13 protein-coding genes are annotated in these 15,390 nt (G+C 48.7%); 9 read left to right on the forward strand and 4 right to left on the reverse strand.

Going from position 1 to position 15,390, the window contains the following annotated elements; all coding sequences use genetic code 11:
* Positions 1–55: 55 nt before the first annotated feature.
* The 5 genes from OIU26_RS18770 (at position 56) to OIU26_RS18790 (ending at position 8,295) form a co-directional block, all read left to right on the forward strand.
* The gene (locus tag OIU26_RS18770) at positions 56–1,180 is read left to right on the forward strand and encodes an NADH:flavin oxidoreductase (protein WP_264217656.1); all 1,125 of its coding nucleotides are present in this window, start codon (positions 56–58) and stop codon (positions 1,178–1,180) included.
* A gap of 101 nt (positions 1,181–1,281) precedes the next feature.
* Positions 1,282–1,650, forward strand: a complete 369-nt coding sequence (locus OIU26_RS18775) for an ArsR/SmtB family transcription factor (RefSeq protein WP_007432172.1) — start codon at positions 1,282–1,284, stop codon at positions 1,648–1,650.
* A gap of 187 nt (positions 1,651–1,837) precedes the next feature.
* On the forward strand, positions 1,838–4,267 hold the full coding sequence (locus OIU26_RS18780) for a heavy metal translocating P-type ATPase (protein ID WP_264217657.1): 2,430 nt from the start codon (positions 1,838–1,840) through the stop codon (positions 4,265–4,267).
* A 302-nt stretch (positions 4,268–4,569) separates the two neighbouring features.
* On the forward strand, positions 4,570–6,006 hold the full coding sequence (locus OIU26_RS18785; RefSeq protein WP_264217658.1) for a PEP-utilizing protein: 1,437 nt from the start codon (positions 4,570–4,572) through the stop codon (positions 6,004–6,006).
* A gap of 306 nt (positions 6,007–6,312) precedes the next feature.
* A complete protein-coding gene (locus OIU26_RS18790; RefSeq protein WP_436449172.1) occupies positions 6,313–8,295 on the forward strand; it encodes a heavy metal translocating P-type ATPase in 1,983 nt (660 codons plus the stop codon).
* Between the two features lie 157 nt (positions 8,296–8,452).
* Here the strand turns inward: OIU26_RS18790 and OIU26_RS18795 are convergent, their stop codons facing one another.
* Together OIU26_RS18795 and OIU26_RS18800 are read right to left on the reverse strand one after the other, a co-directional pair.
* Positions 8,453–9,976, reverse strand: a complete 1,524-nt coding sequence (locus OIU26_RS18795; protein WP_264217660.1) for a DHA2 family efflux MFS transporter permease subunit — start codon at positions 9,974–9,976, stop codon at positions 8,453–8,455.
* A gap of 9 nt (positions 9,977–9,985) precedes the next feature.
* Positions 9,986–10,621, reverse strand: coding sequence for an HlyD family secretion protein (locus OIU26_RS18800; protein ID WP_058711483.1), 636 nt, complete (start codon positions 10,619–10,621; stop codon positions 9,986–9,988).
* A gap of 134 nt (positions 10,622–10,755) precedes the next feature.
* Here OIU26_RS18800 and OIU26_RS18805 point away from each other — a divergent pair, with 134 nt between their 5' ends.
* Complete coding sequence (locus tag OIU26_RS18805) at positions 10,756–11,310, forward strand: NAD(P)H-dependent oxidoreductase (protein WP_025674801.1); 555 nt, start codon at positions 10,756–10,758, stop codon at positions 11,308–11,310.
* Between the two features lie 10 nt (positions 11,311–11,320).
* A complete protein-coding gene (locus tag OIU26_RS18810) occupies positions 11,321–11,782 on the forward strand; it encodes a hypothetical protein (protein WP_264217661.1) in 462 nt (153 codons plus the stop codon).
* Between the two features lie 82 nt (positions 11,783–11,864).
* On the opposite strand, the gene OIU26_RS18815 is transcribed toward OIU26_RS18810, so the two are convergent.
* Positions 11,865–12,596, reverse strand: coding sequence for a ZIP family metal transporter (locus OIU26_RS18815; protein WP_013373094.1), 732 nt, complete (start codon positions 12,594–12,596; stop codon positions 11,865–11,867).
* Positions 12,597–12,877: 281 nt separating this feature from the next.
* On the opposite strand from OIU26_RS18815, the gene trxB reads away from it, so the two are divergent.
* Together trxB and OIU26_RS18825 are read left to right on the forward strand one after the other, a co-directional pair.
* Positions 12,878–13,819, forward strand: coding sequence for a thioredoxin-disulfide reductase (gene trxB, locus OIU26_RS18820; protein WP_013373092.1), 942 nt, complete (start codon positions 12,878–12,880; stop codon positions 13,817–13,819).
* 58 nt (positions 13,820–13,877) lie between these two features.
* On the forward strand, positions 13,878–14,108 hold the full coding sequence (locus OIU26_RS18825) for a glutaredoxin family protein (protein ID WP_013373091.1): 231 nt from the start codon (positions 13,878–13,880) through the stop codon (positions 14,106–14,108).
* Between the two features lie 83 nt (positions 14,109–14,191).
* Here OIU26_RS18825 and OIU26_RS18830 read toward each other — a convergent pair whose 3' ends face one another.
* Complete coding sequence (locus OIU26_RS18830) at positions 14,192–15,364, reverse strand: ROK family transcriptional regulator (protein WP_264217662.1); 1,173 nt, start codon at positions 15,362–15,364, stop codon at positions 14,192–14,194.
* Between the last annotated feature and the right edge of the window lie 26 nt (positions 15,365–15,390).

The following is a 15,390-nucleotide window of genomic DNA, read 5'->3' on the forward strand; positions in this document are numbered from 1 at the left end:
ATTGTATAACAGAAGAGTGAAAAAGATAATACTAATGGAGAGTGAGGAAAACGTCATGAACACCGAAGTATTGTTTAAACCTTTTAAGATAGGTAACTTATCGCTTCCCAATCGGATGGTTATGGCTCCCATGACACGAAATTTTTCTCCCCAAGGTATTCCAGGACCTGAGGTTGCCGCGTATTATCGTCGACGTGCAGAAAATGCTGTTGGATTGATTATTACGGAGGGAACGGCTATCAATCATCCCGCCGCTGTGGAGCACACAGGCATCCCTAACTTTTATGGTGAGGGATTGAAAGGATGGGCCAAGGTAGTAGAGGAGGTTCATGCGGCCGGCGGCAAAATTATACCGCAGCTCTGGCATGTGGGTACAGCCCGGAAAATAGGTGCGGATAACCAACCGAATCCCGAGGCATTGCCTGTCGGTCCTTCAGGTATTTCTCCCGCAGGTGAAAAGGTAGTTGAGCCATTGACGGAGGCGGAAATTACGGATATCATTGCAGCCTTTGCTCAGGCCGCTGCCGATGCCAAGCGGGTGGGGTTTGACGGCATTGAGCTTCATGGAGCACATGGCTATTTAATAGATCAATTTTTCTGGGACAAAACCAATAAGCGTACCGATCAATATGGAGGCGATTTGGTTCAGCGTACCCGGTTTGCAGTCGAGGTCATTGAGGCTTGTCGCCGTGCAGTAGGCCCGGATTTTCCAATTGTACTGCGATTCTCCCAGTGGAAGATGTACCATTATGGAGAAAAGCTGGCACAGACACCGCAGGAACTTGAACAGTTTCTTGCCCCATTGGTACAAGCTGGGGTGGATGTATTCCATTGCTCAAGCCGCCGTTTCTGGGAGCCAGAATTCGAAGGGTCAGATCTAAACCTGGCAGCATGGACCAAAAAGATAACAGGCAAGTCAGTGATTACGGTGGGGTCAATTGGTTTGGAGAAGGCCTTTTTGAGTGATTTGGAAAAAAACAATGATCGTCAGACTGATCAATCCAGTAGTGTAGAGGCCAGATTAGAACAACTCGTGGAGCTAGTAGAACGAGAGGAAGTTGATCTGGTTGCAGTTGGACGTGCATTGCTGGTTGATCCGGCATTTGCAGTAAAATTACGTGATCAACAGATAAAAGAAATAATTCCTTACAATGATGAAGTATTAAAAACGTTGAATTAGGAAAATTTCGGTTACAGGGCAAGCTGTAATATAAGCTATTCGTAAATTCTACGAATTTGCTATAATAGGAGCATCAAGTCGAAATACACGGGGTGAAAAGGATGAATTCTGAAACGGAAGCTTTGGATTGTGAGCCGGCTTGTCACGGTTCAGATCAGGAAATTGAGCGTATAAAATCTTCCCTAGTTGAGGATTCCATCGCATACAAAATGTCGGAGCTGTTTAAAGCGCTAGGTGACCCGACACGGATCAAGCTGATTTATGCCCTGGCTCAAAAGGAACTGTGTGTTCATGATTTAACACAGGTGTTGAACATGGGCCAATCTGCAGTATCCCACCAGCTTCGTTATTTGCGCAACCTGCGTATTGTCAAACGACGCAAGGAAGGCAAGACAGTGTTTTATTCACTGGATGATAATCATGTGGAGCAGATTTTTTTGCAAACCCATCAGCACATATCACATCAATGATTTTTGACAAACCAACAGCAGGGCGCCAAGCAATTGGCGCTCTTTTGGTGTTTGTCCATTGAAGTCGATTTTTTTTCGTTAAAAAGGGCTATGATCATTGACTTTTGCCCCTAAACCTGAATATAATGACCTTAACAAATAATATATGAACAGTTGCTCATATATAGCTAATTGGAGGCCAATTATTATGGATGCTCTAAAAAGAAATGAACGGCATGAATGGGTTTTGGAAGGTCTAGATTGCGCCAACTGTGCTCTAAAGATTGAAAATGGAGTCAGTAAAATAGAAGGGGTCCTTGATTGCTCGGTCAATTTTGTAACAAAAACGTTGACGATGACCACAACTTCGGATCAAAAAGAAGAGGTTTTTCGCCAAACGGAACGGAAGGTCCACAGACTTGAGCCTCATGTTCGGATGGTTGCCAAAAGTGCGAGTGGACGCTTGCGCGAAGACAGTCGAAGTGGCGCTGGTGCAGTAGAGGCAAGCTGCACAGAGGATTGCGCATGCGGTCATGAGCATGATGGTGAAGGACATAATCACAATGATGGACAGCATGCTGCTCACAGTCATGGTGGCCACAGCCATGAAGCACATGGCGCACACGATGGGCACGACCACGGTAATCATGCACACATGCACCACAATCACCATGCAGTGCACGATCATGGTGAAGCTACCCATGCTCATTCACATTCACATTCACATGATGATGATAGTCATGCCGGGCATACGCATGATCATGGTACGGACGGTATGCGCCGCATGATTGCACGTCTGTCCATAGGAGCGGTTATTGCGGCTGTTGCCTGGTGGTTACCTGTCGAAGGTGTGGGCAAGCTGGCTCTATTTTTAGTGGCATATATTATCGTTGGCGGTGATGTTGTCTTGCAGGCTGCACGCAGCTTGGTGCGTGGAATGGCCTTTGATGAGTATTTCTTGATGACGCTGGCTACGGTGGGCGCATTTGCTATTGGGGAATACCCCGAAGGCGTAGCTGTCATGTTCTTTTATCAAATCGGAGAGCTATTCCAAGGCATTGCAGTTAACCGTTCACGTAAGTCCATCAGCGATCTGATGGATATTAGACCAGACTATGCCAACCTGAAGACGGCTGAGTCCGTACGAAGGGTGTCCCCAGAAGAGGTCCGTATTGGAGATTTGATAGTGATCAAGCCGGGTGAGAAGATCCCGCTGGACGGTAAGGTTGTAGAAGGCAAGTCGCATGTCGATACCTCGGCGTTGACCGGTGAATCTGTGCCTCGTACCGTTGAGCCGGGAAGCAGCGTGATGAGTGGATTTGTGAATACGAACGGACTTCTGACGGTAGAGGTCAGCAAAGAATTTGGTGAATCTGCGGTCTCTAAAATTTTGGAACTGGTGCAAAATGCGAGTGCCAAAAAAGCGCCGACTGAAAAGTTTATCACGAAATTTTCCAGATATTATACTCCTGTAGTGGTTATTGTAGCGTTATTGCTGGCGGTTGTTCCTCCGCTGGTTGTGCCGGGTGCATTGTTTGCAGATTGGTTATATCGTGCGCTTGTTTTCCTCGTTATTTCTTGTCCGTGTGCGCTGGTGGTGTCTATTCCACTGGGCTTCTTTGGCGGAATCGGAGCAGCCTCCCGTTCAGGTGTGCTGATCAAGGGCGGTAATTATCTTGAAGCCCTGAATCATGTGAAATATGCTGTTTTTGATAAAACAGGTACGCTCACCAAAGGTGTTTTCCACGTGACTGGGATTTATCCTGCCGAAGCTTTTACGAAGGAAAGTCTGCTGGAGACTGCTGCATTGGCCGAGATGCACTCCACGCATCCTATCGCAGCTTCTCTGCGTGAAGCTTATGGCAATGAACTTCAAACGGAGCGAGTGCAGCAATATAGCGAAATATCCGGTCACGGGATTCAGGCTCAGATCGATGGGCGCTTGGTATTGGCCGGAAACGCTAAGCTGATGGAGCGGGAGCATATTGCTTTTAATGTGGCGCAGCAAGCAGGACCATTGGATGTAGGAACGGTCGTACATGTGGCTGTAGGCGGAACGTATGCCGGGTGCATTCTAATATCGGATGAGGTTAAGGAGGACGCGGCCAAGACGATTGCTTCGCTGAAAAAGCTGGGGGTGGTAAAAACCATCATGCTAACAGGTGACAATCGGACAGTTGCCGAAGCTGTAGGACGTCAGTTAGGCCTGGATGAAGTACGGGCAGAACTGTTGCCTCAGCATAAAGCCGAAGCCATTGAGCAGTTGTCTGCAAGTAAAAAAACGAGCGATAAAATCTTGTTTGTAGGCGATGGAATTAATGATACACCTGTACTTGCTTTGGCAGATGTTGGTGTAGCGATGGGTGGTTTGGGCTCAGACGCTGCAATTGAAGCAGCAGATATCGTAATCATGAACGACGAGCCTTCAAGGCTGGTGACGGCGATTCATATTGCTCAACGCACACGCCGTATCGTATGGCAAAACATTATATTTGCGCTAGGTGTCAAAGTAGTATTTCTCTCATTGGGCGCGTTTGGTATTGCTACCATGTGGGAGGCTGTATTTTCCGATGTTGGTGTAACACTGCTAGCTGTATTAAATGTGATGCGTGTGCTGAAGGTTGGTACTGACGAATAAAAAGGGAACCCCCCGTTAACATTGGATGTAGGCATCCTATGAAAACAGGGGGTGTTTCTTTATAGCTGCCTTTTTTGTGCAGACATGTGCTTTCAACAGTATAGATCTATTTTTCTCATATAGTAGTTGTGCAGAGATGTATAAATGTGGGGAGGGCCTAATACGTTTAAGGTAGGGACTTAATAAGTAAGGCCCACGTAACATTCGGTTGCTCAGTAATGAGTAAGCGTTTTCTTTATTTGGAGGGGTACTCGAATTCGTGTGTGCCAACTTGCTGACGAAAGAAAGGATGGATTAATAGCATGGAGGCTAAACTGATGCATGTATTCGCAGAGCTGTTGGGTGGCATAAACAGCAGGGATTGCAACGTTCCAGAGCCAGGTAAGGAGTCTGCTGCACGGAGATTGGCTATGGAGACGCTAAGAGCAGGAAGCCATCAAGTATCTGCTGCACAGGAGGAAGATCCATTGGGCTGGCTGGTTGGTTTAGCCGAGCAGGGTGCAATCAGTCGAGCGGAGGCATTGCTGGCTGCAAACCCAGAATTACTTGGAGAATCGATGCTGAATAACGGCAATGATACAGAGCAAGCCATGGACACACTACTAAAATGGAGCGATGAATACAGCGACACCTCCATACGGCTTTATGCTGATGCTCCTGCAAGTATGAGTCGTAAAAGTACAGGAATACGCGATCTTGACGGTTATAGCCTTCTGCATGGTCCATTGTCACTGGCATCCGGCTGCGTGAGGGAATTATGCTATGCCTATTTGGACGCGGCAGAGTCTGGACAAAAGATTCATGCCCTTGCCGGGGAGCCCGATCCCATCCTTGTCCCCGGTTCCCGTGCATCCGAGACGTACACAACATTTAATAAAGCATCTGGTTTGCCTGGATTGTGTGAGCACCTGTCCCGACGAATCATTGGCCTGCTGGAAACAGAGTACGAAGGCTTGTTTGAGTTGCTGGACGGATTGCCGTTGACTATAGCTTTGACTGAGCAGAACAATGCAGTGGGCATTGGAAGCCTGCAAGATATGCAGTTGGAGGCCCTACTGCGTGCAGCGTTGCGAAGCATGCGACAGGGAGGAGAACCACGGCTGGAGATTATGGTGCGCAATCCTACTGACGTAAACCAGTTCCAGACCATCCGAGACTGGATTGACGGCGTTGCCGAGCAAACGTTATGTGGCCGCCTGCGGTGCGTTCCATATCGGGTAGGTGTACTTTTGACGGTTGATATAAGTTTGGTGCCTAATGCAGGTCAAATAGGGGATGAGCAATCCGCACAGTCGGAGAAGTCGGACAACGCCGATAACATGTCCGAAGTGAGCGCACGACAGACCAAGCAGGCGGCTCAAGCCGCAGATTTGGCACGCTTTGCCGATACGGTCATTTTAGAAGTTTTACCAGCTCCATCTGAAGGTATCAGAGCTGGGGATCCGTTGATTCCATCTGTTGCTGATGGGCATGAGAATGCTAATGATACGATAAAACGCATAATGGAAGCTATTCGGCGTGTAAAGCCTGAGGTTCCTATATGGGTGGCGATAGATAAAATTCACCATTTCCTAGATGGGAATTGGATCTGGGAGAACGAGCTAACGGGGGTCATTTGCTCAGACCCAGCAGTTCCTACTGTACGTCTTGCGGCTGCGCGTTGGAGGCTGCAACAGCAAGCCAATCGGCAACACACTTCAGAAACTGCACACACCCATGCGTGGAAGTTTCCACTTTAGCCTGAAGAATTTATGTGATAGAACGCTTTGAAATATTGAGGATACCTGCGTTGTTTGCGCGGGTATCTTTTTTTATTTAGGCTATCGCCAGTTTACAAACGGAAAAGAAAGGGTATATAATAAAACGAAAGTTTCTCTAAGCCAAAATAATTGTATAGCTGCAAAAATGATTATCATTCTCATTGCCAAACATGCTGCTTCGGGCTTCCCGAAGCAGCATGTGCTATTTTAGGGCACTTAACAATGGATATCATTCTCATTGAAATGCAAGTACAAGGAACAAAAAATGGAAAGGAACGTGACATGATGCAAGCAGTTCAACGACTACAAGATACATTGTCTCCCTCTAACCGAGCACTTTCAAAAAACAGTGGCAGCGGACGCCCCGGTCCAAATCGCAAGCCGCAATTTCAGCTCAAAAGCATGCTGAAAAATAAGGAGATGCAGGCTGCTCTAGGCAGTGGAATACTAATGCTGATGGCATGGGGGGTTTCACATTGGTGGCAATGGCTATCCGTCATTCTCTATGTGGTGTCTTATGCCCTTGGAGGCTGGTCCAAAGCCAGAGAAGGGATTGAAACCCTGATCCGAGAACATGATCTGGATGTTAATTTACTCATGATCGCTGCGTCTTTAGGAGCTGCGGCCATTGGCTACTGGAATGAAGGAGCCATGCTGATTTTTATTTTTGCACTCAGCGGTGCGCTGGAGAGCTATACCACGGAGCGTAGTAGTAAGGATATTTCCGAGCTCATGGCGTTGAAGCCGGAAACAGCTTTGCGCTTGTCTCACGAGGGAACAGAAACGGTTGGCATTGAGCAGCTGTTGCCAGGCGACCTGCTGCTGGTTAAGCCGGGCGAACTAATTCCGGCGGACGGTCGAGTCTCCAAGGGTGTGTCGGCAGTGAATCAGGCATCCATTACCGGGGAATCTGTTCCGGTAAACAAGGTGGCAGGTGACGATGTATATGCAGGCACCATCAATGGAGAAGGCGTGCTGTATGTGGAGGTCAGCCAGTCCTCGGAAGATACTTTATTTTCAAAAATTATTCGTATGGTAGAAGAGGCACGGACCGAAGTTCCCGATTCCCAGCGATTTATTAAAACATTCGAATCGGTATACGCCCGAATTGTTGTTGCCGTCACGTTGATCGTCATTGTAGGTGCGCCCATTGTATTGGGCTGGACATGGGCAGCGGCTTTTTACAAGGCGATGGTGTTCCTTGTCGTGGCCTCACCTTGTGCGCTCGTGTCATCCATTATGCCAGTGATGCTATCGGCCATTTCCAACCGTGCTCGGCGGGGCATTCTGTTCAAAGGTGGCGCGCATGTGGAGAATATGGCATTGACATCTGTCGTTGCTTTTGACAAAACGGGCACGTTAACGAAGGGCTCACCCGTGGTCACGGATTGGATTATCGCCCCAGATTACGATGCTGATGAGCTATTGCATATTGTCGCGACAATCGAAAGCTATTCCTTACATCCGCTGGCACGAGCGATTGTAGCCAAAGCCGAAGCTGAATTGGGACAGAGAGAGCTTCTCACAGCGGAGCAAGTGCAGGCTCTTACCGGATGGGGAATGGAAGGCATCATAGGTGGGGTGAAATGGAGAATCGGTCGCACGAATGTACTGGATGAACCTGGTCTTCTGGCTGGGCCAGAGTGGGTGGAGAGTCGAGCCCGACTGGAAGCCGAGGGCAAAACTGTATCCATCATTCTTGCGGATGATCGGATTGCCGGGATGCTGGCGCTACGTGACGAGCTGCGTCCACAGGCGCGCGAGTCCGTGAAACGTCTGCAAGCACAGGGTATCCGGGTCGTCATGCTGACTGGAGACCGCCCGGAAACGGCTGCCGTGATCGCGGCCCAGGCTGGAGTCGACGCCGTATATGCTGGCTTAATGCCGGAAGACAAAGTCAGTCATATTCGCATGCTGCGAGAGCAATACGGGCATGTCGTTATGGTCGGCGACGGTGTGAACGACGCTCCGGCTTTGACCGCAGCAACCGTAGGACTGGGCATGGGGATGCATGGCAGCGGAGCAGCACTGGAGGTTGCAGATGTGGTACTAATGAACGACGGAATCGAGGAGATTGCTCCGACGATAGCACTGGCGCGCAAGGCGCAGCGAGTGGTCAAACAAAATATGATCTTCGCGGTAAGTGTCATTGTGCTGCTGGTGATCAGTAACTTTGTGCAAGATATAGCCCTGCCTTTTGGGGTCATTGGACATGAAGGCAGCACACTCCTTGTCATTTTGAACGGCCTGCGTTTATTGCGCTCATAAGACCATAGTCCAATTCACAAATCACAAGATTACAAACAAGAAGGAGCATTCAACCCTCTTACATCCAAGGGGGATGAATGCTCCTTCTTTGGCAGTATCAGTCTATTTTGTATGCAAAGCAGGTTCATCTCATCTTTAATTTGCGACTGCTGTACACCTATCTATGACGTGGTGTAGATCGCCGCAAGAACAGGGAAAACAATAATCCCGCCAGCGCAATCCCGGTTGCAATGATGAAGGCATCATTAATGCCATGGATCGTCGATTCTGTAACAGCGCTTCGGTATACCTGTTGTAGCGCGAGTGCAGAGCCGCTTTCCGCAGAAATACCCGCCGATTGTGCAAGGGTTTGTCCCAGTTGCGATACGCCTTCCGTTACAGAAGCATTCGCTGTGGTAGCGACATTCGCATAATCTGCCATATGAACTGTAGTCCGGCTACTCATTACTGTAATAAGCCAAGCGGTACCGATAGATCCAGCGATTTGCCGTACTGTATTGGACATGGCAGTACCATGGCTGCCGAGATGGGCAGGTAGCTGGTTTAGCCCTTCCGTCTGGACGGACATCATCAGCAATGACATTCCGAAGCTGCGAATCGTATAGATGATCATAATATGTCCGTAGGTGGTGGCATCGGTCAGCAAACTGAATTCCCAGGTTGTGACTGCTGTAATGATCAGTCCAATGATCGCCAACGGCCTCGCGCCAATACGATCGAATACTGCCCCTGATATCGGTGACATCACACCCATCAGCAGTGCACCTGGCAACAGCAGCAGACCGGATTGCAACGGCGTAAAGCCGCGTATATTTTGCAAATAGATCGGCAGTAGCAGCATCCCGCCGAACATGGTCATATTGACGGTAGCCCCAACCAGCGTAGATACCGTAAAAATATCGTATTTAAATACACGGAACTCCAGCATAGGCTGCAACATATTTAGCTCGCGTACGACGAAAAATACAATAAACACGATCCCGAAAGCGAGCGAGAGTATGACCGTATTGCTGCTCCAGCCCTTATCTCCGGCTGAACTAAAGCCATACAACAGGAAGCCAAACCCAAGGGTGGAGAAGATGGTTCCCAACAGGTCAAAGTTCGGTTTCGTTAGCTTGGATACATTTTTGAGCCAGCGTATGGCAAACAGAATATCAATGACCGCCAGCGGAATAACGAGTAAAAATAGCAGCCGCCAGCTGTAATGCTCCACAATATAGCCGGATAAAGTCGGTCCAATCGCCGGGGCAAACATCATGGCGATTCCCATAGTACCCATGGCAGCGCCCCGTTTTTCTGGAGGAAACACAGTCAGGAACACGTTCATGACCACAGGCATGATGATGCCTGCTCCGCTGGCCTGGATAACACGTCCAACCAGCATAGGCGCAAAGCCGGTACTGGCAGCACAGACGACAGACCCGGCAGTAAATAACCCCATCGCGGAGATGAACAGTGCACGTGTTCCGAATGACTCAATCAGAAAAGCAGTGATAGGAATCAAAATTCCGTTTGTCAGCATATATCCGGTGGATAACCATTGAACGGTTGTGGCAGATACATTGAAGTCATTCATCAAGTGTGGAATGGCCACGTTAAGCAACGTTTGATTCAAAATCGAAATGAAGGCGCCTAGCAGCAGCGCGGACAGAATACGTCCGACGGACATTTTTTGATCCATGACAGCCTCCTACTTGTGAACTCTGATCGTCGCACTCATTCCCGGGATAATACCTAGGCCCTTGTAACCTTGAATGGAAATGTTGACAGGCACGACCTGCGTCACCTTGGTATAGTTGGCAGTGGTATTGGAAGTGGGCAGCAGTGAAAAGGTGGATGCGGTTGCCAGACCGATCTTTTCGAGTTTACCGGTCAGGGATGTATCTGGGTAAGCATCAATATACACATCTACGGTCTGTCCTACTTGAAGATCCTGCACAGCCGTTTCGTCTATATTGGCAGTAATCCAAAGATTGTTCAGATCAAATGCTTTCGCTAAAGGTGTGCCCGCCCCGACTATTGAGTTGTTGACTGCGGTTTGCTGTACGATGGTACCGTCAGTCGGGATCGTAACGCTGATCCGGCTTCCGCCTCCCTCTACACTACCAAGCGAGCTGCCAGCGGTGTACGTTTTACCAACTTCAGCGTTCCAGCCCGTGAGCTTTCCTCCGCTTGGAGAGGCAACAGTAACTGCTTGTCCGCTCACTTGTGCATTGTCGGTTTTTATGTAGTTGGCGGATTGATTGTAGTAATAGGCGGCGGCCCCACCTCCTGCGAGAATAATGATGATTACGAGCAGGTTGACTAATATGGCACGTGAATTCATATATGCATGCCTCCTTAGTGTTTTTGGATGTTCAAAGTATGCGACAAACGATTCATAATATTCAGATGGATTCTGGGAAAGGTTAAGAGCGTATGCAAAAAGGATGATCATGCTGATAAAGGATGATGCGCATAATGACGACCAGAATCATGATTGTATATGACAGTGAAAATGGACATACCGAACGTCTCGCTCGCTCGATCGCAGAAGGCGCACGTCTAGATCACACAGAAGTGGCGCTAAAGCATGTTAATGAGGCCGATGTGAATGAGCTAGTAAGCGTGGATGCGATCATATGGGGGTGCCCGGGTCATTTTGGTACTATCAGCAGCGGTCTGAAGAGCTGGATTGACAAGCTCGGATATTTGTGGGCGCAGGGCAAGCTGGTGGACAAAATCGGTGCAGTATTTTGCACAACTGCTACCGTTCATGGTGGATTGGAATCAACGCTTTTGAATTTGATTACTCCTATGCTTCATCAAGGCATGATTATTGTAGGCCTACCCGCTAGCATCACGGAAAATGCGCTCTACGGCTCCTATTACGGTGTAGGGGTAACATGTCCGGTGGAGACAGACCCCGATGGACCGCCCAACCTTCCAACAGGCGATGATCTTGCGTTAGGTCGCTCTTTGGGCAAACGGGTTGCTGAGATGGCGGGACGGTACCGTAGCGCTGAAAGAGAATAGGAGGCCGCCGATGACCATTGCTTTTATCGCAGTAGCTGTGGTTGCCTTGATCTTTTTGCTGGTATTTAACACAAAGATGACGCGCAAGTCCTCGGCCAAGAATCGCCCCAGCCAAGAGGAATCCCGGCAAAGAAGTAAACGTCCTTATCCTGTGCAAGTGGAACCCAAGGTGCATGAATTAACGGAACATAACGGAGAGATGCCGCCTAAGGATTCCGAAGTTGAAGAACATCGTGCCAAGGAGCATCAGAAGTTGCCTGATATCCAAACGGATATGAAGGTGGAAAAAGATCGCAAGAACACAGAAGGTGCTTACGGGGATCAGGATTATCGTGCAGCTTTGCGTGGTTTTGCTGGAAAGGACGGAGAAAAGGATGGAGGTTCCCCAAGATCCAATGGGAAGAAAGGGACTTCCAAAAGTAAGGACGAGCAGTACCGTGAAGCACTGCGTTCCATGAACCAAAAAAAATGAGGTCCCATCATTTGAACATGGCAAAAAGGCTGCTTTTCTGTCTGGATTACAGGCAGAAAAGCAGCCTTTTTGTGCTGCGCGGCTATAGCCATTCGGTTAGCCCGATCATCGTAATCAATCCAAGAATAAAAGAGAATGTGGCGATCCGCTGGTTACCGTCCCCGTGACTTTCGGGAATCAGTTCCTTATAGACAATAAACATCATAGCCCCGGCGGCAAAAGCAAGGCCATACGGCACCAGTCCGTTCACCCAGCTGCTTAAATAAAAGCCGATCAGACTGGTGATGATTTCCACAGCCCCCGTTAGGGTAGCAATGCCCAATGCCTTGAAACGACCGATGTTTTGATTCACAAGGAATAACGCTACAATAAAGCCTTCAGGGGCATTTTGCAGACCGATAGAGAAGGCAATGAGATTGCCTAGATTCTGAGTCTCACTCGCGTAGCTGACCCCAACAGACAGCCCTTCCGGCAAGTTGTGCAACGTAATAGCTGCAATAATGAGAAAAGATTTGGACTCCAATTGAAAAGTCTTGGAATCCGGGTCCTCCAAATCGGCATGGGGGATATACATTTCCATCACCAGTAATACGAGGCAACCAAGCAAAATTCCCGCAGTCAGCACGAACCAATTGGAATGCTGGATCGCTTCTGGAATCAGGTTATACACGGATGCAGAGGTCATAATTCCTGCGGCATAAGCCAACAGAACATCGCGAAGCCGATGCGTGATATTACGCATAAACAATATAGGTACGGCGCCGAGCCCGGTGGACAGGGCAGAAATTAAGCTACCTACGAAAACGTCATTCATAATCGGGATAATCCCTCCATACCTCATTTATCTTTAAACTTCGCTTCATGAAAACTTCATTTGACTGTTTACAGCTCTTTCCGCATAATGAAATTAGGATTTAGAATCAGTCTAAGTCATAAGAGGCTACAAAACAAGTGATTCGTTTTTACAACATCCGGGTGTCCACTTTTTGGGATGAGCTTCTGCCAGCACTACTTTTAGAGTATATGCAGTAGCCCAGCGCCCGGTACCGAAAACTCGCTATATAATACTTATGTTATTTTAGGAGGAACCAAGATATGTACAAGTCCATTATTATAGGTACCGGCCCTGCCGGTTTGACCGCCGCTATTTACCTCGCACGTGCTAATATGAACCCGCTGGTAATCGAGGGACCACAGCCAGGTGGACAATTAACCACGACTACAGAAGTTGAGAATTTTCCAGGCTTTCCTGAAGGAATCATGGGACCTGATTTGATGGATAATATGCGTAAGCAAGCGGAGCGTTTTGGCGCTGAATTCCGCACAGGCTGGGTGAACAAGGTAGACACAACTGCTCGTCCATTTACACTGGATGTAGAAGGTTTGGGTGAACTGGTTACCGATACGCTGATTATTTCTACAGGGGCGACTGCCAAATACCTGGGGATACCCGGTGAACAAGATAATATCGGACGCGGCGTGAGCACTTGCGCTACCTGCGACGGGTTCTTCTTCCGCGGCAAAGAAATCGTTGTTATCGGCGGTGGGGACTCTGCACTGGAAGAAGCTAATTTCCTGACTCGCTTTGCTTCCAAAGTAACGTTGGTACATCGTCGTGAAGAATTGAGAGCTTCTAAAATTATGCAGGATCGTGCTCGTGCGAACAGCAAAATTGAATGGGCGCTCAATCGTACTCCTGTCGAAGTAGTTGCAGACGAAAACGGAGTAACTGGCTTGAAAGTGCTAAACAACGCAACAGGTAAAGAGGAAATCATTACAGTGAGCGGCGTATTCGTGGCAATTGGTCATCATCCGAATACAGGCTTCCTCGAAGGACAGATTACAACGGATGCGAACGGTTATATCGTCGTCAATCCGGGTACCTCCGAAACAAACGTGCCTGGCGTATTCGCTTGTGGCGACGTACAGGATACACGCTACAGACAAGCGATTACCGCAGCAGGTAGTGGTTGTATGGCTGCTATGGACAGCGAGAAATACATCGAAAGTCTGGAGCACAGCGCACTGGCCCTGTAATGATATTTGGAAGTATGAATAAATATAATGTAACAAAATAAATGATGAGGTGATATTCATGGAAAAAGCAATAGTTTACACATCTACAAACTGTCCGCATTGCCGTCAAGTAAAAAGCTACCTGGCTGAAAAAGGTGTCGAATACGAAGAACGCAACATTGAAACCAATGAAGCTTTTGCGCAAGAGGTTTGGGATATGGGCATTCGCGCTGTTCCATTGACTTTGATCGGAGAAGAACGTATTTCCGGTATGAACAAAACCAAGTTTGAAAAAGTGTTGAACGCTTAATCCAACCTAACAGCAGACAACGGATTTGCAAAATCCTAAGCAAAAAAAGCGTACAGGAACCTGAGTGTTCCTGTACGCTTTTTTTATAAAGATACACGTACACGCCCGAGAAAAGGAGCTGTTGCCGCATAGGCGGCACCTAGCATCGTCGAACGGCTGCCAAGCGTGGAGAAACGAATCTGTAGTTGCCGGCGGTGATAGGGCAGGGCACGTTCGTCAATCACTTCACGCATACTTTGCTCCAACCAAGGTCTGGCTTCCGCGAGTGGGCCGCCAATGATAAGCATGCCAGGGTTGAGGCTGTTCACAATGTTGGTAATACCCACACCCAAATATCGCCCGATTTCACCAAGGACGCTTAATGTACTCACATCACCTTGCTGGGCAAACGGTAATAATCCCGCTGTATTATGTGCGGGCAGCTTCAATGTGGATGCTACATACGCCTTCTCCGAAGCATACAGCTCCCAGCAGCCTCGGCTGCCGCAGGAGCAGAGGCGCCCATTCCAGTCAATGGACATATGCCCGCTCTCGCCCGCGTATCCCCAAGCCCCTTGATACGGCTTGCCATCAATGATAATTCCGGCCCCGATCCCGGAGCCTGCACTGATGTAGACCAGATCCCGCACCAGCTGCCGATGATCAGCGTCCATACCATAATACAATTCGCCTTGTGCACCGACGTTGGCCTCATTATCCACCACTATCGGAAGACCCAGCTCTGTCTCCAGCTGCTGCCGCAGCGGAACCTCTTCCCATCCCAGATTGGGTGCGAATAAAACGCTTCCGTTTTCATCCACCATCCCTGGCACCCCCAGCCCAATCCCCACAATACCGTGAGGGGAGGGAGGGGTGACCTGCATGAGCTTCTGAACGAGCTTACGGATTTGTTCTATGACAAAGTCAGGATCATGCTGGGTTAGAGAAAGGGTAAGCTCTGTTTCAATGGTACCTGCCAGATCGGTCAGAGCGCCCTTGATGTACTGTACACTAACCTCGATACCAAGTACAAAGCCTGCACGGCTGTTGAACAGCAGCATTAAAGGTTTGCGCCCACCGCTGGATTCTCCTAATCCTGTCTCATACACCAATCCATCGGTGATCAGCTCTGCAACCAGGTTGGACACCGTGGCCTTGTTTAATCCGGTTTGACTGGATAACTGTGCCCGGGATAGAGGGGCATGAAGGCGGATGCGCTCCAATACAATGGATTTATTCAGCTTTTTGACAAGCGCCTGATCGCCAGTAACATTCATGGTTATTTCACTTCCTGTTGATGTAA

The sequence above is a fragment of the Paenibacillus sp. BT-177 genome, from assembly GCF_025846815.2.
In the GTDB taxonomy this organism is placed as follows: domain Bacteria; phylum Bacillota; class Bacilli; order Paenibacillales; family Paenibacillaceae; genus Paenibacillus; species Paenibacillus polymyxa_C.